This is a genomic window from Bradyrhizobium sp. 25ACV, from assembly GCF_054863005.1.
Genome location: NZ_JAVAYO010000013.1, coordinates 183099 through 205991 on the forward strand (window position 1 = coordinate 183099; position 22893 = coordinate 205991).

Here is a 22893-nt window from a genome sequence, read left to right on the forward strand (position 1 = left end):
GCTCATTGAATAGGCAAATCTGTATCTTTGTATGCAATATCGGGAGATCGAGACGAAGGCCGCGACGTGCCTAAATCGACATTTCATAAGCGATATCAGTTCATTAACTTGATCGCAAACATCCGTTAAGCTCTGGCACGAACCTTGCGAATCCGGTTCCAACCAAAAACGTTGTGTTGGAGCGATTTCATGAAGCGCCGCGATTTCCTCAAGTCCGTTTCCGGATTGGCCGCCGGAGCGGCGCTTCCGGCGATGCCACAGGTGATTTCCTCAGCCTATGCCGACGCCCGGTCGGAGACGCTGCTGATCGTCTCGGAAGGCGGCCCCAACAATCTCGACATCCACGGCGTCGGCACCAACGTGCCCGGCTATGAGGTGTCCTGGAATTGCTACGACCGCCTGATCAGCCACGAGATGAAGAGCGGCCCGGGCGGCGTGCCCTATTACGACCGCGACAAGTTCAAGGGCGAACTCGCCGAGGAGTTCAAGATCGACGACATGTCGGTCACCTTCAAGCTGAAGAAGAACGCCAAATTCCACGACGGCGCGCCTGTCACCGCCAAGGACGTGAAATGGTCGCTCGACCGCGCCGTCAGCGTCGGCGGCTTTCCGACCTTCCAGATGAGCGCGGGCTCGCTGACCAAGCCGGAGCAGTTCGTCGTCATCGACGACTACACCGTGCGCGTCGACTTCCTGAAAAAGGACAAGCTGACGATTCCCGATCTCGCCGTGATCGTGCCCTGCATCGTCAACTCCGAGCTGGTGAAGAAGAACGCCAGCGAGAAGGACCCCTGGGGTCTCGAGTTCACAAAACAGCAGACCGCTGGCTCCGGCGCCTACAAGGTGACCAAGTGGACCGCCGGCACCGAAGTCATCATGGAGCGCAACGAGGATTGGGTCGGCGGCCCCTTGCCGAAGATCAAGCGCGTGATCTGGCGCATGGTGCCGCAGGCCGGAAACCGCCGCGCGCTGTTGGAGCGCGGTGACGCCGACATCTCCTACGAGCTGCCGAACAAGGACTTTCAGGAGATGAAAGCCAACGGCAAGCTCAACGTGGTGTCGCTACCGTTCTCCAACGGCATCCAGTATATCGGCATGAACGTCACCAAGCCGCCCTTCGACAATCCGAAGGTTCGTCAGGCCGTGGCCTATGCGCTGCCCTATCAGAAGATCATGGACGCCGTGATGTTCGGCCTTGCCAACCCGATGTTCGGCGCGGCCAAGGACAAGGCGACCGAAGTCGCCTGGCCGCAGCCGCACAAATACAACACCGACATGGAGAAGGCGAAGGCGCTGCTGACGGAGGCCGGCTACGCCAACGGCTTCGAGACCACGATCTCGTTCGACCTCAATTTTGCCGGCGTCAACGAGCCGCTCTGCGTGCTGGTGCAGGAGAGCCTGGCGCAGATCGGCATCAAGACCACCATCAACAAGGTGCCCGGCGCCAACTGGCGCACCGAATTGAACAAGAAGGAGATGCCGCTCTTCACCAACGTGTTCTCGGGCTGGCTCGATTACCCCGAATACTTCTTCTACTGGTGCTATCACGGCAACAATTCCGTCTTCAACACCATGAGCTACAAGTCGGCGGAGATGGACAAGCTGATCGACGGCGCCCGCACCGCCGCTGCGGCCGGCGATACCGCGACCTACGACAAGGACGTGAAGGGCTTCGTCGATCTCGCCTACACCGACATCCCGCGCATCCCGCTGTACCAGCCCTTCGTCAACGTCGCGATGCAGAAGAACATCAGCGGCTATCAGTACTGGTTCCACCGGCGGCTGGACTATCGCGCGATGGCGAAGGGGTGAGGGTAGCGAATAGCGAGCGCTAGGCAGTCGAACATGATGTTCAAAGGCTTGTCGGCTGGCTCCGTCCGCCTCTCCCGCTTGCGGGGGAGGCCGACGCGCTCGAAGAGCGCGGCGGGTGGGGGCTCTCTCCACAAGAAGACCCCCTACGCGGAAGCACCCCCACCCCAACCCTCCCCCGCAAGCGGGAGAGGGAGCGCAGTTGTGCCTGTTGCGTCATCTCCTCTCATCACGGGGACCGCCCCATGCTGACCATGATCGGCAAGCGCCTGATGTTCGCGATTCCCTCGCTGATCGGGGTCGTCATCGTCACCTTCCTGCTGACGCGAGCGCTGCCGGGTGATCCCGCCGCATATTTCGCCGGTCCCGCTGCGACCAAGGAAGCGGTCGAGCAGATCCGCAAGAAGCTGGGCCTCGACAAGCCGCTGATCGAGCAGTTCTTCCGCTACACCAATGATCTTGCCCACGGCGATTTCGGCAATTCGTTGACGACGGGCCAGCCGGTCGCGGCCGAGATCCGCAACCGCCTGCCGGCCTCGGCTGAACTCACGCTGCTCGGCCTCATCGTGTCCGTCGTCATCGCCATTCCGCTCGGCGTCCTCGCGGCGACGCGGCCGGGATCATGGGTCGACCATTTATGTCGCGTCACGACGACGGCCGGCGTCTCGCTGCCGGTGTTCTTCACCGGCCTCGTGCTGGTCTATGTCTTCTATTTCCGCCTCGGCTGGTCGCCGGCGCCGCTCGGCCGGCTCGACGTGTTCACCAGCGCGCCGCCGACCGTGACCGGCTTCTATCTGATCGACACGTTGATCGCGCGCGACCTCGAGGCGTTCCGCTCGGCACTGAGCCAGCTCATCCTGCCGGCGACGACGCTGGCGATCTTTTCGCTGGCGCCGATCGCGCGCATGACGCGCGCCTCGATGCTGGCAGTGCTCGCATCCGAATTCGTCCGCACCGCGCGCGCCAGCGGCCTGTCGCCGGCAACCGTGATCGTCACCTACGCTTTCCGCAACGCGATGCTGCCGGTGATCACCACGCTCAGCATGGTGTTCTCGTTCCTGCTCGGCGCCAACGTGCTGGTCGAAAAAGTGTTCGCCTGGCCGGGCATCGGCTCCTACGCCGTGGAAGCGCTGATCTCGTCGGACTTCGCGCCCGTTCAAGGTTTCGTGCTGACCATGGCGGTCATGTACGTGTTGCTCAATCTCGTGATCGACATTCTGTACGGCGTGATCGATCCGCGCGTCAGGTTGGAGGGCTAGATCATGATGAGGTTTTGTCCTCTGCAAGCCCCGACGAGGGTGTGCCCCCTCTCCCGCTTGCGGGGGAGGGTTGGGGAGGGGGTATCTCCGCGGGCGAGAGCCCCGCTGTGGAGAGAGCCCCCACCCGGCGCGTTGCGCCGACCTCCCCCGCAAGCGGGAGAGGTAAACCGCCCCCGCGGCTTGCTGGTTCGGCCAAAAAACATCCGGGTGGTCCTATGACGTCCGTTGCGCCTGCTGTTGAACCCGTCGGTCCCGCACGCACTTCGGGACTGACTGCGATCCTCGAACAGACCCGCTATGTCCTCAGCGAGAACAAGGTCACGGGCTTTGCCTTCGCGCTGCTGATCCTGATCCTCGCCGCCGCGATCGTCGGCCCCTATGTCGTGCCGTACGATCCGCTGGCGTCCGACACCGCCGCGGCGTTAAAGCCGCCGTCGGCCGCGCACTGGTTCGGTACCGACCAATTGGGGCGCGACATCTTCAGCCGCGTCGTCGTGGCAACAAGGCTCGATACCTTCATCGCGATCGCCTCCGTCGTGCTGGTGTTTTTGATGGGCGGCCTTGCCGGCATCGCCGCCGGCTATTTTGGCGGCTGGACCGATCGCATCGTCGGCCGCATCGCCGACACCATCATGGCCTTCCCGCTGTTCGTGCTGGCCATGGGCATCGTCGCCGCGCTCGGTAACACCGTGCAGAACATCATCCTGGCCACAGCCATCGTGAACTTTCCGCTCTATGCCCGCGTCGCGCGCGCCGAGGCCAATGTCCGTCGCGACGCCGGCTTCGTGCAGGCCGCGCGCCTGTCGGGCAACGGCGAATTCCGCATCCTGCTGGTGCACATCCTGCCCAATATCATGCCGATCATGATCGTGCAGATGTCGCTGACCATGGGCTACGCCATCCTCAATGCCGCCGGCCTGTCCTTCATCGGCCTCGGCGTCCGTCCGCCCACCGCGGAATGGGGCATCATGGTCGCCGAAGGCGCGGGCTTCATGGTGTCAGGCGAATGGTGGATCGCGCTGTTTCCCGGTCTTGCCCTGATGATCGCCGTGTTCTGCTTCAACCTCCTCGGCGACGGCCTGCGCGACATCGTCGATCCCCAGCGGAGGACGTGATGGCAAAATTTCGGCCGAAATTCCCCAACGATTCCAATGCTGCTCTACTGTGCATGGGGTTGTTTTCGCGTTTTTTGATCGGCAGGCCCGCATGACCGCCCAGCCGCTGCTCGACGTCCAGGACCTCACCGTCGAGTTCTCCACCCGCCGCGGCATCGTCAAAGCCGTGCAGCACGTCAATATCTCCGTCGCCAAGGGCGAGACGCTCGCCATCGTCGGCGAGTCCGGCTCGGGCAAGTCGGTGACGTCGTACGCGGTGATGCGCATCCTCGACCGCGCGGGCCGGATCGCCGAGGGCTCGGTGATGTTCTCCGGCATCGACGTCAAGGCCGCGACCGAAGACCAGATGCGCGATCTGCGCGGCCGCGAAGTCTCGATGATCTTTCAGAATCCGCGGGCAGCACTGAATCCGATCCGGAAAGTCGGCGACCAGATCGAGGACGTCTTGCGCACCCATGTGCAGCAGGCCCAGGTCGCCGATCACGGCGAGAAGGCGATCGAGGCGCTGGAGCAGGTCAAGATCGCCCGCCCGCGCGAGCGCTATCATGCCTATCCGTTCGAGCTGTCGGGCGGCATGTGCCAGCGCGTCGTCATCGCGCTCGCGCTCGCCTGCAATCCGCAGCTGCTGATCGCGGACGAGCCGACCACGGGCCTCGACGTCACCACGCAGAAGGCGGTGATGGACCTGATCGTCGAGCTGACCAAGCGCCGCGCGATGTCGACCATCCTGATCACGCACGATCTCGGTTTGGCCGCCGCCTATTGCGACCGCGTCGTGGTGATGGAGAAGGGCCGCGTAGTCGAGACCGCCAAGGCCGCCGACATCTTCGCCAACCCGCAACACCCCTACACCAAGAAGCTGATGCGCGCGACGCCGCGGCTTGGTGTGAGCTTGCGGGATCTGTTGCCGGAGGAGGAGGGCACCGCTGTCATGGCCGGGCTTGACTCGGCCATCCATCACGCTTCGCAAGATTCATCTCAGTCGATGGACCTCCGGGGCAAGCCCGGGGGTGACGAGACATCAAAGCCCCTCCTCCTCATCGAAAAGCTCGTCAAGGAATACCCGCGCCAGGGCGCCACCGCGACGCTCGGAAAGCTGTTCCGCCGCAAGCCGCCGCTGGAGCCGGATGTGTTCCGCGCCGTCGACGGCATCAGCTTCTCGGTCGGCCATGGCGAGAGCGTCGGCCTCGTCGGCGAGTCCGGTTGCGGCAAATCGACCACGTCGATGATGGTGATGCGCCTCTTGGACCAGACCTCCGGCCTGATCCAGTTCGACGGCGAGGACATCGGCGGCATCGCGCCGGCCTCGTTCGCCCGGCTGCCGCAGCGCAGCCGCATCCAGATGGTGTTCCAGGATCCGACCGACAGTCTCAACCCGCGCTTCACCGCCGCACGCGCGATCGCCGACCCGATCATGCAATTGGGCGACATCAGGGGGCGCGATGCGTTCCGCGCCCGCTGCGAGGAACTGGCGACCATGGTCGGTTTGCCGCACAATCTGCTCGATCGCTTCCCGCACCAGCTCTCCGGCGGCCAGAAGGCCCGTGTCGGCATCGCCCGCGCCATCGCACTGCATCCGAAGCTGGTCATCCTGGACGAGCCGACGGCGGCGCTGGACGTCTCGGTGCAGGCTGTCGTTCTGAACCTGCTCCAGGATCTCAAGGCGCGGCTAGGTATGAGCTATCTGTTCGTCTCGCATGATTTGAATGTGGTGCGCTTGCTGTGCGATCGTGTCATTGTGATGCGGACGGGTCGAATCGTGGAAGAGGGCTCTTCCGAGCAGGTCCTTAGCGATCCCAAGGACGACTACACCAAGGAGCTGCTGACGGCGATCCCGCATCCGCCGTTGCCGGTTCACTGAGAGTGCATTGAGATCAGCTTGAGAGAGTGATGGCCGAGAAGCTGGACGATTATATCGACGCCGTATCGAAAGCGCTGGCATTGCCGATCGAGGAGGCCTGGAGGCCTGCGGTGCGCGCCAACCTCGAGGTCTCGCTGCGGCTCGCCCGCCTGGTCGACGAATTCGCGCTGCCGGACGAGACCGAGCCGGCACCGATTTTCACGGCGTGATGCTGCCATGACCAGCAAACCAGAGATGACGGCCGCAGGAATCGCGAGTGCGGTCGCGGGCCGCAGGATGTCCGCACTCGATGCCACTGAAGCGGCACTTTCGCGCATCAAGCAGCACGACGGCATCCTCAATTCCTTCACCGACGTCACCGCCGAGCGCGCCCGCGCGAAAGCGCGTGCCATCGACGCCGATATCGCCGCCGGCAAGGACATCGGCCCGCTTGCCGGCGTGCCCTTCGCGGTGAAGAACCTGTTCGATGTCGCGGGCCTTTCGACGCGCGCGGGCTCGAAGATCAATCGCGACCTCGCGCCGGCCAAGCGTGACGCCACCTTGATCGAGCGCATGGAAGCCGCCGGCGCCGTGCTGGTCGGCGCGCTCAACATGGGCGAATACGCCTATGACTTCACCGGCGAAAACGTCCATGACGGTCCCTCGCGCAATCCGCACGACACCACGCGAATGACCGGCGGCTCGTCCGGCGGTTCGGGCAGTGCGGTCGGCGGCGCGCTGGTGCCGATCGCGCTCGGCTCGGACACCAATGGCTCGATCCGCGTGCCGTCCTCGTTCTGCGGCATTTTTGGTTTGAAGCCGACCTATGGCCGGCTGTCGCGCGCGCGCTCGTTCCCATTCGTCGCGAGCCTCGATCATCTCGGCCCGTTCGCGCGCTCCGCCACCGATCTCGCGCTCGCCTATGACGCGATGCAGGGCGAGGATGCCGAGGACAGCGCCTGCACGACGCGCGGTCTGGAGCCGACGCTGCCGCTGATCGCCAATCCGGTTTCGGATTTGCGCATCGCAATCGCCGGCGGCTATTTCCAGAAGAACGTGTTTCCGGAAGCGGTCGAGGCCGTCAGTCGCGTCGCCAAGGCGCTTGGCGCAACCAAGGTGGTCGACGTTCCCGAAGCCGCGCGCGCCCGCGCGGCAGCCTATGTCATCACCACCACCGAGGGCGCGTCGCTGCATCTCGATCGCCTGCGCAAGCGGCCGAACGATTTCGATCCGGCCGTGCGCGACCGGCTGATCGCGGGCGCGATGGTGCCGGCGCCGATGGTCGATCGGGCGCAAAAATTCCGCCGCTGGTACCGCGCGCAACTCGCCGATATATTCAAATCGGTCGACGTGCTGCTCGCGCCGGCAACGCCCTGCACGGCGCCAAAGCTCGGCCAGGTGAATTTCAACCTCGACGGCGTCGAGCTGCCGGTGCGCGCCAATATCGGCGTCCACACCCAGCCGATCTCCTTCATCGGCCTGCCGGTGGTGGCCGTCCCGGTACCGCTCGAGCCGCTGCCGATCGGCGTGCAGATCATCGCTGCGCCCTGGCGCGAGGACATCGCGCTCCGCGTCGCCTACGCCCTGGAAAAGATGGGCGTCGCCGCAGCGCCCGCGCCGAGAGGACTCTGACATGGAGATCGATCTCCCCGAGGTGATCGCGGAAGTCAAAGCCGCGTTCGATCGTTATGAGCAGGCCCTCATCAGCAACGACGTGGCCGTGCTCGGCGAACTCTTCCGCAACGATCCCCGCACGCTGCGCTACGGCATCGGTGAGAACCTCTACGGCTACGAGGCGATCAACGGCTTCCGCGCCGCGCGCTCGCCGGTCGGCCTGAATCGCCGCACCGCCAAGACGGTGATCAGCAGCTATGGCCGCGACACCGCCGTGGCCTCAACTTTGTTTTATCGCGACACGGCGCCCGGCAAGGTCGGCCGGCAGATGCAGACCTGGATTCGCTTTCCCGAGGGCTGGCGCGTCGTCGCCGCCCATGTCAGCATGATCGACGGGCCGAAAGAGACCTGACCGCATGACGCTCGACGATCTTCCGCAGGGAGCACTGCCGGCCGAGCCGGTGGTGCCCCGCGTCGACCGTGCCTCGCCATCGCTGCAGAAGGTCACGCGCGCCGAGGAGCTGCGCCTGCAGCTCGCCGACGAGATCGTGCGCGGCGCCCTGGCCCCCGGCGCGCCCCTGGACGAGACCGACATCGCGCGCCGCTTCAGCGTCTCGCGCACGCCGGTGCGCGAGGCATTGCGTCAGCTCGTGGCCAGCGGCCTCGTCGAGGCGCGTGCCCATCGCGGCGCGGTGGTGGCGCAGCCCTCGATCGAGCGGCTCACGAGCATGTTCGAGGCGATGGCCGAGCTCGAGGCGCTGTGCGCCGGCCTTGCCGCCGAGCGCATGTCCGCCGTCGAGCGCCACGGCCTGGAGGCCACCCATGAAGAGTTGCGGGTGCTGAGCTACACCGGCAATCCCGATCGCTTTCACGAGGTCAACGAGCGCTTCCACAACGCGATCTATGCCGGATCGCAGAACGGCTACATCGCCGAGATCACGCTGGCGACGCGGGTGCGCGTGCAGCCGTTCCGCCGCGCCCAGTTCCGCAACCTCGGCCGTCTCGCCAAATCGCAAGCCGAGCACGACCGCGTCGTCGTCGCCATCATGCGCGGCGACAAGCAGGGCGCCGCGGCCGCGATGCGTGCGCATATCGAGCTGGTGCGCGGGGAGTATGAGATTTACGCGGTGTCGGTGTAAGGCGGTGGCGTGTCCCGGACGCGGTGCAGCGCTTCTTCAGCGCTGCTCCGCAGAGCCGGGACCCATCTATCCATTCCGCGAGACGATTCATGGGTCCCGGTTCAGCAGCGCACCACTACGTGCTGCGCTGCGCCCGGGACACGAGACCTCTCACCCCTTCGCCGCTTCCGCCATGAATTTCCGCCATCCCCCATACGCCGTAATATCCCGCGCATCGCCCAGCACTTCGGGCTCGACGAGAAATCCCTTCACGCTGCGACCATCGGCGAGGTGCACCGTGCCGATCGCCATCGGCGAAGGAATCGCATTGACGAACTTGCCGAAGGCGGACGGTGACAGCGACCAGAGCTCCAGCTCGATCGATGCGCCCTTGCCGGCCTCCACGCGCAGCATGCCGGGCTTCGGCGGCGTGGTCTTGAGCGCGTAGAGCTTGTAGTCGGGCGCGGTTCTGGTTGCCTCGATCAGCTTTGCCTCCAGCGCCTTCAATTGGCCGTTGAGCACCATGCCGGACAGATGCGCGCCGACGACCGCGATCGGGATCTCGTCGCCGCTGCTTGCCGGCAGCGGCGACAGCGGAGCTTGCGCCGTGCCCTTCGCGCCGAGGCTCAGCTCGGTATCGGCATGGAAGACGCGGCCGATGCTCGCGAGCCGCGCGTCATGTCCTGCGGGCGCGAGCAGCGTGATGCCGAACGGAATGCCGTCGGCGCGCATCGATGCCGGCACGGCGAGGCCGCAGAGGTCGAGCAGATTGACGAAATTGGTGTAGGTGCCGAGCCGGCTGTTGAGCTCAATCGGATTGGCCAGCACCTGCGCGGTCGTATAGGCCGTCGGCGCCGTCGGCAGCACCAGCGCGTCGATATTGGCGAACGTCCGCTCGGCGATCTTGCGCAGGCCCTGCAGGCGATAGAGCGCCGAGAACGTGTCCGCAGCGGTGAGTCGCGCGCCGGCCGCAGTGATCTCGCGCGTCACCGGATGAATCGTATCCGGCGCGGACGCCAGCAGATCCTTGATCACGAGATAACGCTCGGCGACCCAGGGGCCCTCATAGAGCAGCCGTGCCGTCTCGTAGAATGGCTCGAGGTCGAACTCGACCAGCGTTGCTCCGAGCGCAGCCCAGCGCTTCAGTGCATCGGCGTAGGCGGTTTCCGCCTTCTTGTCGCCGAAGAAGATCAGCTGTCCGTTGCGCGGCACGCCGAGGCGCAGGTTTTCCGGGAACGGCGTGAGCTCACCCAGCGGTCGGTCGCGCGAGAACGGATCGGCCGGGTCGGGACCTGCCATCACGGAGAGCGCCAGTGCGGCGTCGTCGACCGTCAGCGCGAATACCGAGATGCAATCCAGCGTGCGGCAGGCCGGCACGAGGCCAGCATTCGAGATCATGCCGAGGCTCGGCTTGAGCCCGACGATGTTGTTGAGCATCGCCGGCACGCGCCCGCTGCCGGCGGTATCCGTGCCCAGCGACAGCGGCACGAGCCCCGCGCCGACCGCCACGGCGGAGCCCGAACTGGAGCCGCCGGGAATGAGGTCCTCGCGGATCGAATTCTTGGGAATGCCGTAGGGCGATCGCACGCCGACGAGGCCGGTCGCGAACTGGTCGAGATTGGTCTTGCCGATGATGATGGCGCCGGCCGCGCGCAGCCGCGCCACCGCGGTCGAATCGTGTGGGGGCGTGGTGGAGAAGGCCGGGCAGGCCGCCGTGGTCGGAAATCCCAGCGCGTCGATATTGTCCTTCACCGCGACAGGCACGCCGTAGAGTGGCAGGCTGGCGGCGTCCTTCGTAGCAAGCTTCTCGGCCTCGGCGATCGCATCCTTTTCGTCGCGCAGGCTGATGAAGATGGCGGGATCGTTGTGATCGCGGATGCGCTGATAGGTCCGCGCGATCGTCTCTGCCGGCGTCAGCGCGCCCGCGCGATGCGCGGCCACAATCGCGGCGATCGTTTCAGGCTGCTCAGCCCCCATTTCAGCCCTCATGGCGACAAAACTCCGGCAACTGCTTCATCCGGAGTGAAGCAAGCGATGTGCCATTGTGTACATTATCCGGGCAGGAATGCTGCTGCGGATATTATCCGTGTGATCAGTGGCTTGGGGGATATTTCGACAGGCGGGCAGGCAGCGATGTCAGCGCCCTGCGATGGGCATCTGCTCAAATCATAGGCAGTCGAGATCAGGTGAAGCCGGCGAGGATCCGCAGCAGCTGCGCCCGGTTTTCCTTGCCGATCTTCTCTTCGACATGCCGCTCGTGCTCGGCCGCAAGCCGCTTGAATTTCGCCAGCGCCGTCTCGCCCTGGGGCGTGAGATGCAGCGCATGCGAGCGCCGGTCCGCTTTCGATTTGACCCGCTTCACGAGCCTGCGCTGTTCGAGGCTGTCCAGCAGATGCACCAGCCGGGCGCGCTCGATGCCGAGACGTTTTGCCACCGCCATCTGCGACAGGCCCGGATTGGCGCCGATCACCGTCAGCACCGAATATTGCGTCGGCCGGATGTCGACATCGCCGAGCGTCCTGATGAAGTCCTGAAAGATCCAGATCTGGAAGCGCCGCACCGCATAGCCGGCGTGCCCGACCAATGCGTCGAGGCCGATATCGTCGGCCATATCCCGAGGCGCCGCGCCGTTGCCGGCGCGCTTGCGTGCGGAAGTCTGGGCTGCGGTGGCTGTCAAATCGCGTCTCCCTGCCGGACCTGTTGTAGCGTCTCTGTTGCCCGGGCGAAAGATTGTTGTTGACGACAACAATTGCCATGCCCAACATTATGGCCAAAGCAGCCCGGAACGAGGCTGCGGCCGAGCCGGGATCCGGGCGGAGGAGGAAATCATGACAACCGCCGCGCGCGGCGATGCCGCAAGCCTGTTTGCAACGCCAAGGACCGTTGCCGAGCATCGCGCCGACGGCAGCATCGTGCTGCGCTCGCCCGACCCCTTGCGCGATGGCGCGCGCTGCGTCGGCGACTGGCTGGAGCAATGGGCGCGGCAAACGCCGGACACGATCTTCCTTGCCGAGCGCGGCCACGTCGATGCACCCTGGACCACCGTCACCTATGCGCAGGCGCTGCGCCAGGTGCGCGCGGCGGCGTCCTGGATTCTGGCGCAGGGCCTCAACGCAGAGCGCCCGCTCACGATCCTCTCCGACAACAGTATTGACCATGCGCTGCTCGCGCTTGCGGCCCAACATGTCGGCGTGCCCTCGGCAGCGATCTCGCCGGCCTATTCGTTGATGTCGAAAGATTTTGACAAGCTCAAGAGCATGATCGCGTTGCTCGAGCCGGGCGCGATCTATGTCTCCGCCACGAAACCATTTGCGGCAGCGCTCGCCGCGATCAAGCCGCTGCACAAGGCGCAGATCATCAGCGGGAACGCTGACGACGTCGATGCGCTCGCGTTCCACACCATCGCCGCGACGCCCGAAACGCCCGACGTCGCAACGGCGTTCGCCGCGGTAACGCCGGATACGATCGCAAAACACCTGTTCACCTCGGGGTCGACAGGTACGCCCAAGGCCGTCATCAACACCCAGCGCATGCTGACCTCGAGCCAGCAGGCCAAGGCGCAGACCTGGACCTTCCTCGAACAGCGCCGCGGCGATCTCGTCATTCTCGACTGGCTGCCCTGGAGCCACACCTTCGGCGCCAATCACAATTTCAATCTCGTGCTACGCAATGGCGGCTCGCTCTATATCGACGGCGGCAAGCCGGCGCCCGGGTTGTTTGCGACGTCGCTCGCCAATCTAAGAAGCGTAATGCCGACGGTCTATTTCAACGTGCCGCGCGGCTTCGACATGCTGATCGCCGCGCTGCGCGCCGACGAGGAACTGCGTCGCCGCTTCTTCAGCGAGGTGAAATTCGCCTTCTATGCCGGCGCCGCGCTGCCGCAGAATCTCTGGGACGCGCTCGAAGACCTCTCGATCAAAACCATCGGCCGCGCGATGCCGATGGTCTCGGCCTGGGGTTCGACCGAGACGTCGCCGCTCGCGGCCGACTGCCATTTCCTCGCGGAGCGCTCCGGCAATATCGGCGTGCCCATTCCCGGCACCGAGTTGAAGCTCGTCACCTCCGGCGACAAGCTGGAGGTGCGGGTGCGCGGTCCCAACGTCACGCCGGGCTATTGGAAGGCGCCGGAGCTGACCAGGCAGGCTTTTGATGAAGAGGGCTTTTATCTGATCGGCGATGCCGTGAAGCTTGCCGACAGCGCGCGGCCGGAGCGCGGCCTGTTCTTCGACGGCCGCGTCGCGGAGGATTTCAAGCTCAATTCCGGCACCTGGGTCAGCGTCGGCACGCTGCGCGTCGCCGGCATCGCCGCGCTGGCGCCGCTGGCGCAGGACATCGTCGTCGCCGGTCATGGCGGCGACGAGGTGCGCTTCCTGGTGTTCCCGAACATCGCGGCTTGCCGCGCCCATGCCGGCTTGGGCGAGACGGCTGACGTGCACGAGGTGCTTGCGCATGACAAGGTCAGGACCGCCATCGCGCAGGGACTGGCGAAACTCAAGCAGCAGGGCCCCAACTCCGCCGGCCACGCCACGCGCGCGCTGCTTCTCGCCGAGCCGCCGTCGGTCGATGGCGGCGAGATCACCGACAAGGGCTACATCAACCAGCGCGCCGTGCTGACCCGCCGCGCCGATGCGGTGGCGCGGTTGAATGATGATGCGGCGGCGGAGTGGATCGGGCTGTAGTGCCTGCACCCGTGCCCCGGACGCGGCGCAGCACTCCCGGCGATGCGTAGCATCGTCCGGTGTGATGCGCTGCAGAGCCGGGGCCCATCTCTCGTCGTGCACGCGGCTTCTGTTGGGTCCCGGCTCTGCGCAGCAGCGTTTCACGCTGCAGCGCGTCCGGGACACGAGAGAGTATTGTAGGGCGACTAGGCCAGCAACCCTGCCGCAATATATTGCTGATTATTTTGTTGCCTAAGCAACTAATTTATGCGAACCGTTCCAGAGAGCGATGACGGCGGAAGAACCGCCGCGTCTGATCCTGGAGGAAACGATGCTCGGCCCGAACGGTGCCGTCGGCAAGCGCCGGCTTATGCCTGGACGCGACGGAGGACGGTGCCGGAAGCGCGCCCCGTCAGGTCTCGGTGCCGCCGGTGACCGCGCCGAGATTTTCGTGCAACCGGCGGAGCAGGCCGATCAGCACCTCGCGCTCGTCCTTGTTGAGGCAGGACAACAGCCGCCGCTCGCGTTCGAGCGCGGCGGCGATCACCTTGTCATGGGTGGCGCGACCCCTTGCCGTCAGGGAAATCGAATGGGTGCGGCCGTCATTCGGGTCGGTGCGGATCGAGATCAGCCCGCGCTTCTCGAGGCCCGCCAGCGTCCGGCTCACTGGCCCCTTGTCGAAGCCGATGACGTGACAGATGCGCGAGGCCGGAATGCCGGGCTCGATCGCCAGCAGCGACATGACCCGCCATTCCGTGACATTGACGCCGAACTCCCGCTGATAGAACGCGGTCGCGCTGTTCGAGAGCTTGTTGGCGATGAAGGTGACGAAGGCCGGGACGTAACGCTCGAGATCGAGCGTCGGTCCCGCCTCTGCGGGCGCAGGCTTGTGGCGAGGTCTGGTCGAAGGCGCAGGCATGTCGGCGTTCTGTCTCGCGGTGAGGCCACCGACCTAAAGGCATGCGCCGCGCTTTCACAAGATCAAAATGAGAGAGGTCTCCCATGACCGCATCCGGCACCCCTGCATCGACAGGCTCTGTGGCCGTCCCGCATCTCGACGTCGATCCCTTCGACATGAATTTTTTCGCCGATCCTTATCCGACGCATCAGCGGCTGCGGGAGGCCGGACCGGTGGTCTATCTCGACAAGTGGAATGTCTATGGCGTGGCGCGCTATGCCGAGGTCCATGCGGTGCTGAACGATCCCGCGACCTTCTGCTCCAGCCGCGGCGTCGGCCTGTCCGACTTCAAGAAGGAGACGCCGTGGCGGCCGCCGAGCCTGATCCTCGAGGCCGATCCGCCCGCGCACACCCGCACCCGCGCCGTGCTGTCAAAGGTGCTGTCGCCGACCGTGATGAAGCAGGTGCGCGATCGCTTTGCGGCCGCGGCGGAGGAGCGGGTGAATGCGCTGCTGGACAAGCGCAGCTTCGACGCGATCACCGATCTCGCCGAGGCCTATCCGCTCTCGATCTTTCCGGATGCGCTGGGCTTGAAGGCGGAGGGACGCGAGCATCTGATCCCCTATGCGAGCGTCGTGTTCAACGCGTTCGGCCCGCCCAACCAGTTGCGGCAGGAGGCGATCGCGCGCTCGGCGCCGCACCAGGCCTATGTCGCCGAGCAATGCCAGCGCGACAACCTCGCACCCGGTGGCTTCGGCGCCTGTATCCACGCCCGGGTCGACGACGGCGAGATCACCGCGACCGAGGCGCCGCTGCTGGTGCGTTCGCTGCTGTCGGCCGGTCTCGACACCACCGTCAACGGCATCGGCGCGGCGGTCTATTGCCTTGCGCGCTTCCCCGACCAGTGGCAGCGCCTGCGCGCTGATCTGACGCTGGCGCGCAACGCCTTCGAGGAGGCCGTGCGGTTCGAAAGCCCGGTGCAGACCTTCTTCCGCACCACCACGCGGGAGGTCGAGCTATCAGGCGCGACGATCGGTGAGGGCGAGAAAGTGCTGATGTTCCTCGCCGCCGCCAATCGCGATCCCAGACGCTGGGACGAGCCTGACAGTTACGACATCACGCGCCGCACCTCCGGTCATGTCGGCTTCGGCTCGGGCATCCACATGTGCGTCGGCCAGCTCGTTGCCCGCCTCGAAGGCGAGGTGATGCTGACGGCGCTGGCCCGGCGCATCGCGAAGATCGAGATCACGGGCGAGCCGAAGCGTCGCTTCAACAACACGCTGCGCGGGCTCGACAGCCTGCCCGTCACCATCACCCCGGCCTGACCAGGAGCTTTGATGCCCGCCATCACCTTCATCCATCCCGACGGCAAGTCCGAGCGCGTCGAGACCGCGGACGGCGAGAGCGCCATGCAGACCGCGACCCGACACGGTCTGGACGGCATTCTGGCCGAGTGCGGCGGCAACGCCATGTGCGCGACCTGCCACGTCTATGTCGACGAGAGCTGGCTCGCGCGTCTGCCCGGCATGGCCGACGATGAGGATGCGCTGCTCGACGGCACCGCGAGCGAACGGCTGCCCAACAGCCGGCTGTCCTGCCAGATCAAGATCACGCCGGAGCTCGACGGGCTCGTGGTGAAGCTGCCGGAACGGCAGGTCTGAGTCTCGACGCGTCGGCAACGACCGGCGCGGCAAACCATCAAACAGGGGAGGGAACGATGAAACATCTGAAATGGACGCTTGCGCTGGCCGCGAGCCTGGTGACCAGCGCGGCGAGCGCCGAGATCTCGGACAATGTCGTGCGCGTCGGCGTGCTCAACGACATCTCCGGCATCTTCCAGGACACCAACGGCATGGGCTCGGTCGAAGCCGCGCGCATGGCTGCCGAAGACTTCAACGGCGGCGGCAAGAACATCAAGGTCGAGATCGTCTATGCCGACCACCAGAACAAGGCCGATGTCGGCAACGCCATTGCGCGCAAATGGCTCGACGTCGAGGGCGTCGATGCCATCGTCGACGTGCCGAACTCGGCGGTTGGTCTTTCCATCAACACGCTGCTGCGCGACAGCCGCATGACCTTCCTGGCGTCGTCGACCGCAAGCTCGGACCTTACCGGCAAGGCTTGCTCGCCCAACACCATCCAATGGGTCAACGACACCTGGGCCACCGGCAATACCACGGCGGCCGCGATGGTGTCGCGCGGCGGCAAGGACTGGTATTTCCTCACGGTCGACTACGCGCTCGGCAAGGGCATCGAGGCGGAGGCGCAGAAATATATCGAGGGACACGGCGGCAAGGTGCTGGGTTCGTCCAAGCATCCGCTCGGCACTTCCGATTTCGCTTCCTTCCTGTTGCAAGCGCAGGGGTCGAAGGCCCAGGTGATCGGCCTTGCCAATGCCGGCGGTGACACCATCAACGCGGTGAAGCAGGCTGCCGAGTTCGGCATCCAGCAGAACGGCCAGAAGCTTGTCGCCTTCCTGCTCTTCATCAACGACGTTCACGGCATGGGCATCAAGGTCGCGCAGGGCCTCCAGCTCATGGAAGCCTTCTACTGGGACATGAACGATGACACCCGCGCGTTCGCCAAACGTTTCGCGGCGCGGCCGGGCATGAACGGCAAGATGCCGAGCGGCAACCAGGCCGGCGTCTATGCCTCGACGCTCGCTTATCTCAACGCGGTCGCCGCGACCGGCAGCGACAACGCCAAGGACGCTGTGCCCGAGATGAAGAAGTTCAGGGGCAAGGACAGACTGTTCGGCGACACCACCATCCGTCAGGACGGCCGCGTCGTGCATCCGATGTACCTGTTCGAGGTGAAGAAGCCGGAGGAATCGAAATATCCGTACGATTATTACAAGCTGGTCTCGACGATTCCCGCGGACCAGGCGTTCCGCCCGCTGGCGGAAGGCGGGTGCGAGCTGGTGAAATGAGGTCTCGTGCCCCGGACGCAGTGCAGCGCGTAGCGGTGCACTGCAGAGCCGGGGCCCATGACCACTGGGTCCCGGCTCTGCGTCGCGTCATTTCATGCCGCGCCGCGTCCGGGACACGAGAGCATCCCTACACCACCTTGCTGCTCCCCTGCGTAATCAATCTCGCTGCCCGCTGATCCCGCGCGTAGATCCAGAGCCAGCTCAGCGCGACACTGAGGCGGTGGCGCAGGCCGATCAGGAAGTAGATGTGGGCGATACCCCAGATCCACCATGCGATGGTGCCGCGCAGCTTGATGCGGCCGAAGTCGATCACCGCGAGCCGTTTGCCGATTTGCGCCAGGCTGCCGGAGTGCTTGTAGCGGAATGGGCCTGTCGGCTCTCCGCGCAGCCGCGCCTTGATCGTTTCGGCGACGTGACGGCCCTGCTGCTTGGCGGCCGGTGCGATGCCGGGCACCGGCTTGTCCTCCCAGGCATTGATCAAGACGGTGTCGCCGATCGCAAAGATCTCGGGATGATCAGGGATGCTCAGATCGTCCTTGACCTGTACGCGGCCAGCACGATCGGCCGGCGCGTCCAGCCATTCTGCGGCGGGTGAGGCGCGCACGCCGGCCGCCCAGATTCGGGTCTTTGCCTCGAGCAGCTTGCCCCCGAACACCACACCCTCGCGATTGATCTCGGTCACGGCCTGCCCCAGCACGACCTCGACGCCGATCTTCTCCAGCGAGGCCTGCGCATAGGCGGAGAGGTCGTCCGCGAAGCCCGCGAGCACGCGCGGCCCCGCTTCGATCAGCACCACGCGCGCCTTGGTCGTGTCGATGTTGCGGAAATCGCCGGGCAAGGTGTGACGCGCCATCTCGGCGATGGTGCCGGCGAGCTCGACACCGGTCGGGCCGGCGCCGACGATGACGAAGGTCAGCCGCGCCGCGCGCTTTTCCGGATCGCTCTCGCGCTCGGCGCGCTCGAACGCCACAAGGATGTGACGGCGCAGCGTGGTGCCGTCCTCCAGCGTCTTCAAGCCAGGCGCGAATTGCTCCCATTCGTCGTGGCCGAAATAGGCGTGACGCGCGCCGGTCGCCAGCACCAGCGTGTCGTAGGGCACCTCGCTGCCGTCGTCGATCAGCACGCAGCGCCTTGCTGCGTCGACGCCGCTGACGGTCGCGAACAGCGTCGTCACCTCGGGCCTGTCTCGCATCAGGTGGCGGATCGGCCAGGCGATCTCGCTGGTGGCGAGCGAGGCGGTTGCGACCTGGTACAGCAGCGGCTGGAACAGATGATGGTTGCGGCGGTCGATCAGCGTGATCTCGACCGGCGCACCCGCAAGCCGGTAGGTCGTCTCCAGCCCGCCGAAGCCGGCGCCGACGATGACGACGCGATGCGGTGTCGTGGTCATGATGTGCCCTCGAATCTCGCTGCTCCACACCCCCATTTAAGTGCGGATCGGACGCTGCGGTCCAATAGAGGTCATCAATCGCCGCATAGGCCGGATGTATCGATCGGGCGCGAAAAAGTGCCGCAGGCTCGGATCAGGCCTTGGCCGAAGTATGTAGAATTATATTTCTTGCCATCGCCGATTGGGGCGAAATATGGTGCAGCAGCGGCCGCTGAGCCATTGGCGGCGCGACAGATTTTGCGTTCAATAGAGACAGGCCCGGGGCGGCGATCACCCCGTTTTCCGGGACCGATAATAAGGAGGGGAGTGGTTATGAGGACGGCATTCTGGCTGGCGGGCGCAGCGGCGCTGGTGCTGGCGAGCCCGGCATTCGCCGGCGACACCATCAAGATCGGTTTCGTCTCGACCTTCAGCGGCCCGACCGCCGTGATCGGCAACGACATGCGCAATTCCTTCGAGCTCGCGCTGGATCACATGGGCCGAAAGATGGACGGCAAGCCGGTCGAGGTCATCTACGAGGATGACGGGCAGAAGCCCGATGTCGGCAAGCAGAAGACCGAGAAGCTGGTGCAGTCGGACAAGGTCGATTTCATCGTCGGCTACATCTGGTCGAACGTGCTGCTGGCCTCGCTGAAGACGGCGGTCGACTCGCAGACCTTCCTGATCTCGGCCAATGCCGGCCCGTCGCAGCTCGCCGGCGAGCTGTGCAGCCCTTACGTGTTCTCGACCTCCTGGCAGAACGACCAGACGCCGCAGGCTATGGGCCTCTACATGAACCAGAAAGGCGTCAAGAGCGTGTTCCTGATCGGGCCGAACTACGCGGCCGGCAAGGACATGCTCGCGGGCCTGAAGAACACGTTCAAGGGCGAGATCAAGGGCGAGGAATACACGGTGTGGCCAAGCCAGCTCGATTTCTCCGCCGAGCTCTCCAAGGCGCGCGCCTCGGGCGCGGAGTCGATCTTCGTGTTCTATCCGGGCGCCGCCGGCGTGCAGTTCCTCAACCAATATGCGCAGGCCGGCCTGAAGAGCACGATGCCGCTCTACACCGCCTTCACGGTGGACGAGCTGTCGCTGCCGCTGCAGAAGGAGAACGCGCTCGGCGTGCCCGGCGCGCAGGAATGGGTCAACGACCTCCCGAACGAGCAGAACAAGCGCTTCGTCGCCGACTACCGCAAGAAATATCCCGGCCTGCGCCCGACCTATTACGGCGCGCAATCCTATGACGCCGCCCAGCTCATCAACAGCGCGGTGGTCGCTGTGAAGGGCGACACCAGCAAGAAGGATGCGATGAAGGCCGAGATGGAGAAGGCCAACTTCAAATCGCTGCGCGGCGCGTTCAAATACGGCAAGAACCACATCCCGGTGCAGAGCTTCTATCTCCAGGATGTCGTGAAGGACGCCGAAGGCCAGCTCTCGCTGAAGACGGTCGCGACCATCGTGGAGAACGACCAGGATCGTTTCCACGACAAGTGCAAGATGAAGTAGCGACAAGCGACGTTGCCCCTTCTCCCCTTGTGGGAGAAGGTGGCGCGAAGCGCCGGATGAGGGGTATCCCTCCGCAAAGCAATTTCCATCGAGTTCGTGGAGAGAGACCCCTCACCCGTCTCGCCGCCTTGCGGCGAGCCACCCTCTCCCACAAGGGGAGAGGGTAAGAGGCCTACACCCTTGGCATGCTGGCCGGGCGCACTTCTCGGGCCTGGGCTGCGAGCCTGATCCCGGCATTGGCCGCACCGAACCCCTGATAATCCCTGCGCTCGACGATCTCGAAGAAGAACCGCTCGTCGAAAATGTGGGTGTAGACCTGGAAGAATTCGCCGTCGCCCTCGCGGTCGTAGAGGATGTGGTTGGTGCGTAGCTGCGCCATCAGCTCGGGCGCGAGGTCGTATTTGGCTTCGATGTCGTCGTAGTAATTGGCGGGGATATCCAGGAAATCCGCGCCGCGCCTGCGCATCTCCGCGACCGCCGCAAAAATGTCCCGGCACGAGAACGCGACGTGCTGCACGCCCGAGCCGAAGAACTCCGAGATGAAGCGTGCCGGCAATGTCCGGTTGGCGGATGAGCCGTTGAGCACGAAGCGCAGGCTCTGGTCGGCGTTGATGATGGCCTGGCTCTGCACGAGGCCTCGGGGATCGGCGATCTCCATCTGCGGCAGGCGCTTGAGGTCGAGGATGCCGGTGTAGAACAACAGCCAGGACAGCATCTCGTCATAGGGCATCGACTGCGCGATGTGATCGACGGTGAGCAGCGCGTCCGCGGCTGCATCGCTCGGGACAGGCTCGAAATCCGTGTCCCAGTTCTTGCCGGCCTGGTCCAGGAAATACAGCAGGCTGCCGCCGACGCCGTGGATCGCCGGGATCTCTAGCTCGCCCGGCCCGACCGGCTGGTAGAAGGTGCGCGCCTTCAGCATCTCGGCGCGCTGCATGGCAAGGCCGGCATTGTCGACATCGAGCGCAATCGCGCAGACGCCGGGGCCGTGCGTCACATAGTGCGAATGGGCGAAGCCGTCGGTCTCGCTGTTGATGACGAGCTCGACCTTGCCCTGCGACCAGCGCTCCACCGCCTTGCTGCGATGCGCGCCGGTCTTGCGGAAGCCGAGCTGCGCAAACAGGCGGGCGAGCTCGCTGGCCTTGGTCTCGTTGACGGCGAACTCGATGAACCCGGTGCCGCGGCTCTTCGCTTTCGGTGCCAGCGGTTCGGCGGCGAATCTCGGCCAATCCGGCGCAAGCTGGTCCTCCAGCAGGATCAGCGAGCGCAGGCCGTCGAGCGCGGTCTGCGCGGCCGAGCCGGCGCGGAACTGGTCGTTGAAGATCTCCAGCGACAGCGGGCCGGCATAGCCGGTCGCCGCGACCGCCGCCATGAACTCGCCGACCGGCAGATCGCCCTGGCCGGGGAAGGAGCGGAAGTGGCGGCTCCACGACAGGATGTCGAGCTCGAGCTTCGGCGCGTCGGCAAGCTGGACCAGAAAAATCTTGTCGCCGGGAATCGAGGCCATCGCACGGGTCGGAAAGCCCGGTGCCAGCGCATGGAAGCTATCGAGGATGACACCGATCGCGGGATGATCGGCGCGCCGCACGATCTCCCAGGCGTCGCGATAATCGTTGACGTGGCGGCCCCAGGCCAGCGCCTCGTAGCCGACGCGCAAGGAGCGCTTGGCCGCGCGCTCGCCCAGCTCACGAAAATCGTCCGCGGCGCGATCAATGCCGCCGAGCGAGGCGGGTGAGACGTTGGAGCAGATCAGCAGCAAATCGGTGCCGAGCTCCTGCATCAGATCGAACTTGCGTTCCGCGCGGGCAAAGTTGCGTGCGCGCTGCGGCTCCGGCATGCCCTCGAAATCGCGGAACGGCTGGAACGCGCAGATCTCGAGATTGAGATCCTTGCAGAGCTTTGCGATGTCGCGCGGGCCGGCGCCGAACGACAGCAGATCGTTCTCGAAGATCTCGACCGCGTCGAACCCGGCCGATGCGATGGCGCGGAGCTTCTCGTCGAGGGCGCCTGAGAGGGAAACGGTGGCGATCGATCGCTTGTTCATGCTGCATTGTCCTCCATGGCGCCGCCGAGGAAGAGCTGGCCGATGCGCGGATCGTTCAGGATGCGCTTGGCGTCGTCGACCATGCGGGTCTGGCCGAGCTCGAGCACGATGCCGATGTCGGAGATCTCCAGCGCCGAGCGCGCGTTCTGCTCGATCATCAGGATGGTGACGCCGCGGTTGCGCAGGCTCTTGAGGATGTCGAAGGTCTGCTGCACCATCAGCGGCGACAGGCCGATCGAGGGTTCGTCGATCAGCACCAGTTTTGGTTCGAGCAGCAGCGAGCGGGCGATCTCGAGTTGCTTCTGCTCGCCGCCGGACAGCGTGGAGGCCTGCTGCGTCGACTTCCGCCGCAGCGCCGGGAACAGGTCAAGTGCGGCCTCGATCCGCGCGGGCAGGTCGAGGCCCTTGCCGGCGGCGACGCCGCCGAGCTCGATATTGTGGCGCACCGACAGCTCGGGGAAGATGTTGCGGCCCTGCGGCACATAGCAGATGCCGGCATTGAGCAGCGCGCGCTGGCTCAAATTGGTGACGTCGCGGCCGGCAAAGCTGATCTTGCCCTCGCGCAGCTTCAACAGGCCGAAGATCGCCTTGAACACGGTGGACTTGCCGGCGCCGTTCGGGCCGATGATGGTGGTGATCGTGGCTTGAGGCACGGCAAAGGTCGTGCCGTTCAAGATCGTCATCTTGCCGTAGCCGCCGACGAGATTGTGAACCGAGAGGATGGGCTCGCTCAT

General features: G+C 65.2%; 19 protein-coding genes. 13 read left to right on the top strand and 6 right to left on the bottom strand.

Annotated elements, in window-relative coordinates; translation table 11 throughout:
• The first annotated feature begins 189 nt into the window (after nucleotides 1–189).
• The 8 genes from RAD04_RS27395 (at nucleotide 190) to RAD04_RS27430 (ending at nucleotide 8776) form a co-directional block, all read left to right on the top strand.
• The gene (locus RAD04_RS27395) at nucleotides 190–1812 is read left to right on the top strand and encodes an ABC transporter substrate-binding protein (RefSeq protein ID WP_461626278.1); all 1623 of its coding nucleotides are present in this window, start codon (nucleotides 190–192) and stop codon (nucleotides 1810–1812) included.
• Nucleotides 1813–2054: 242 nt separating this feature from the next.
• Nucleotides 2055–3068: an ABC transporter permease gene (locus tag RAD04_RS27400; RefSeq protein WP_461626279.1), complete on the top strand. Its 1014-nt coding sequence runs from the start codon at nucleotides 2055–2057 to the stop codon at nucleotides 3066–3068.
• Nucleotides 3069–3283: 215 nt separating this feature from the next.
• A complete protein-coding gene (locus tag RAD04_RS27405; RefSeq protein ID WP_461626280.1) occupies nucleotides 3284–4183 on the top strand; it encodes an ABC transporter permease in 900 nt (299 codons plus the stop codon).
• A 91-nt stretch (nucleotides 4184–4274) separates the two neighbouring features.
• Nucleotides 4275–6044 (top strand): dipeptide ABC transporter ATP-binding protein, encoded by a 1770-nt coding sequence (locus RAD04_RS27410; protein ID WP_461626281.1) that lies wholly within the window; start codon nucleotides 4275–4277, stop codon nucleotides 6042–6044.
• A gap of 29 nt (nucleotides 6045–6073) precedes the next feature.
• A complete protein-coding gene (locus RAD04_RS27415; protein ID WP_461626282.1) occupies nucleotides 6074–6253 on the top strand; it encodes a DUF4089 domain-containing protein in 180 nt (59 codons plus the stop codon).
• 7 nt (nucleotides 6254–6260) lie between these two features.
• Nucleotides 6261–7655 carry an AtzE family amidohydrolase gene (locus RAD04_RS27420; RefSeq protein WP_461626283.1) on the top strand — a complete coding sequence of 465 codons (1395 nt, stop codon included), beginning with the start codon at nucleotides 6261–6263 and terminating at the stop codon, nucleotides 7653–7655.
• 1 nt (nucleotide 7656) lies between these two features.
• Nucleotides 7657–8049: an oxalurate catabolism protein HpxZ gene (hpxZ, locus tag RAD04_RS27425; RefSeq protein ID WP_461626284.1), complete on the top strand. Its 393-nt coding sequence runs from the start codon at nucleotides 7657–7659 to the stop codon at nucleotides 8047–8049.
• Nucleotides 8050–8053: 4 nt separating this feature from the next.
• Nucleotides 8054–8776, top strand: coding sequence for a GntR family transcriptional regulator (locus RAD04_RS27430; RefSeq protein ID WP_461626285.1), 723 nt, complete (start codon nucleotides 8054–8056; stop codon nucleotides 8774–8776).
• Nucleotides 8777–8926: 150 nt separating this feature from the next.
• Here the strand turns inward: RAD04_RS27430 and atzF are convergent, their stop codons facing one another.
• Together atzF and RAD04_RS27440 are read right to left on the bottom strand one after the other, a co-directional pair.
• Nucleotides 8927–10732 carry an allophanate hydrolase gene (gene atzF, locus RAD04_RS27435; RefSeq protein ID WP_461626335.1) on the bottom strand — a complete coding sequence of 602 codons (1806 nt, stop codon included), beginning with the start codon at nucleotides 10730–10732 and terminating at the stop codon, nucleotides 8927–8929.
• Nucleotides 10733–10937: 205 nt separating this feature from the next.
• Complete coding sequence (locus tag RAD04_RS27440; RefSeq protein WP_461626286.1) at nucleotides 10938–11432, bottom strand: MarR family winged helix-turn-helix transcriptional regulator; 495 nt, start codon at nucleotides 11430–11432, stop codon at nucleotides 10938–10940.
• A gap of 151 nt (nucleotides 11433–11583) precedes the next feature.
• Here RAD04_RS27440 and RAD04_RS27445 point away from each other — a divergent pair, with 151 nt between their 5' ends.
• On the top strand, nucleotides 11584–13434 hold the full coding sequence (locus RAD04_RS27445; protein WP_461626287.1) for a feruloyl-CoA synthase: 1851 nt from the start codon (nucleotides 11584–11586) through the stop codon (nucleotides 13432–13434).
• Between the two features lie 391 nt (nucleotides 13435–13825).
• On the opposite strand, the gene RAD04_RS27450 is transcribed toward RAD04_RS27445, so the two are convergent.
• Nucleotides 13826–14332, bottom strand: a complete 507-nt coding sequence (locus RAD04_RS27450; protein WP_018316859.1) for a MarR family winged helix-turn-helix transcriptional regulator — start codon at nucleotides 14330–14332, stop codon at nucleotides 13826–13828.
• Between the two features lie 83 nt (nucleotides 14333–14415).
• On the opposite strand from RAD04_RS27450, the gene RAD04_RS27455 reads away from it, so the two are divergent.
• Genes RAD04_RS27455 through RAD04_RS27465 form a run of 3 tightly spaced genes read left to right on the top strand, consistent with a single transcriptional unit; the run spans nucleotide 14416 to nucleotide 17240 of the window.
• Nucleotides 14416–15636: a cytochrome P450 gene (locus RAD04_RS27455; RefSeq protein WP_461626288.1), complete on the top strand. Its 1221-nt coding sequence runs from the start codon at nucleotides 14416–14418 to the stop codon at nucleotides 15634–15636.
• A 12-nt stretch (nucleotides 15637–15648) separates the two neighbouring features.
• Nucleotides 15649–15972, top strand: coding sequence for a 2Fe-2S iron-sulfur cluster-binding protein (locus tag RAD04_RS27460; protein ID WP_461626289.1), 324 nt, complete (start codon nucleotides 15649–15651; stop codon nucleotides 15970–15972).
• Nucleotides 15973–16028: 56 nt separating this feature from the next.
• Nucleotides 16029–17240 (top strand): ABC transporter substrate-binding protein, encoded by a 1212-nt coding sequence (locus RAD04_RS27465; RefSeq protein ID WP_461626290.1) that lies wholly within the window; start codon nucleotides 16029–16031, stop codon nucleotides 17238–17240.
• Between the two features lie 127 nt (nucleotides 17241–17367).
• Here the strand turns inward: RAD04_RS27465 and RAD04_RS27470 are convergent, their stop codons facing one another.
• Nucleotides 17368–18630, bottom strand: coding sequence for an NAD(P)/FAD-dependent oxidoreductase (locus RAD04_RS27470; protein WP_461626291.1), 1263 nt, complete (start codon nucleotides 18628–18630; stop codon nucleotides 17368–17370).
• A gap of 312 nt (nucleotides 18631–18942) precedes the next feature.
• Between RAD04_RS27470 and RAD04_RS27475 the strand changes: the two genes are divergently transcribed.
• Nucleotides 18943–20115: an ABC transporter substrate-binding protein gene (locus tag RAD04_RS27475; protein WP_026201746.1), complete on the top strand. Its 1173-nt coding sequence runs from the start codon at nucleotides 18943–18945 to the stop codon at nucleotides 20113–20115.
• A gap of 172 nt (nucleotides 20116–20287) precedes the next feature.
• On the opposite strand, the gene RAD04_RS27480 is transcribed toward RAD04_RS27475, so the two are convergent.
• Nucleotides 20288–22159: a bifunctional sugar phosphate isomerase/epimerase/4-hydroxyphenylpyruvate dioxygenase family protein gene (locus tag RAD04_RS27480; protein WP_461626292.1), complete on the bottom strand. Its 1872-nt coding sequence runs from the start codon at nucleotides 22157–22159 to the stop codon at nucleotides 20288–20290.
• Nucleotides 22156–22893, bottom strand: a complete 738-nt coding sequence (locus RAD04_RS27485) for an ABC transporter ATP-binding protein (RefSeq protein WP_461626293.1) — start codon at nucleotides 22891–22893, stop codon at nucleotides 22156–22158. Before RAD04_RS27485 ends, RAD04_RS27480 begins: the two co-directional genes overlap by 4 nt.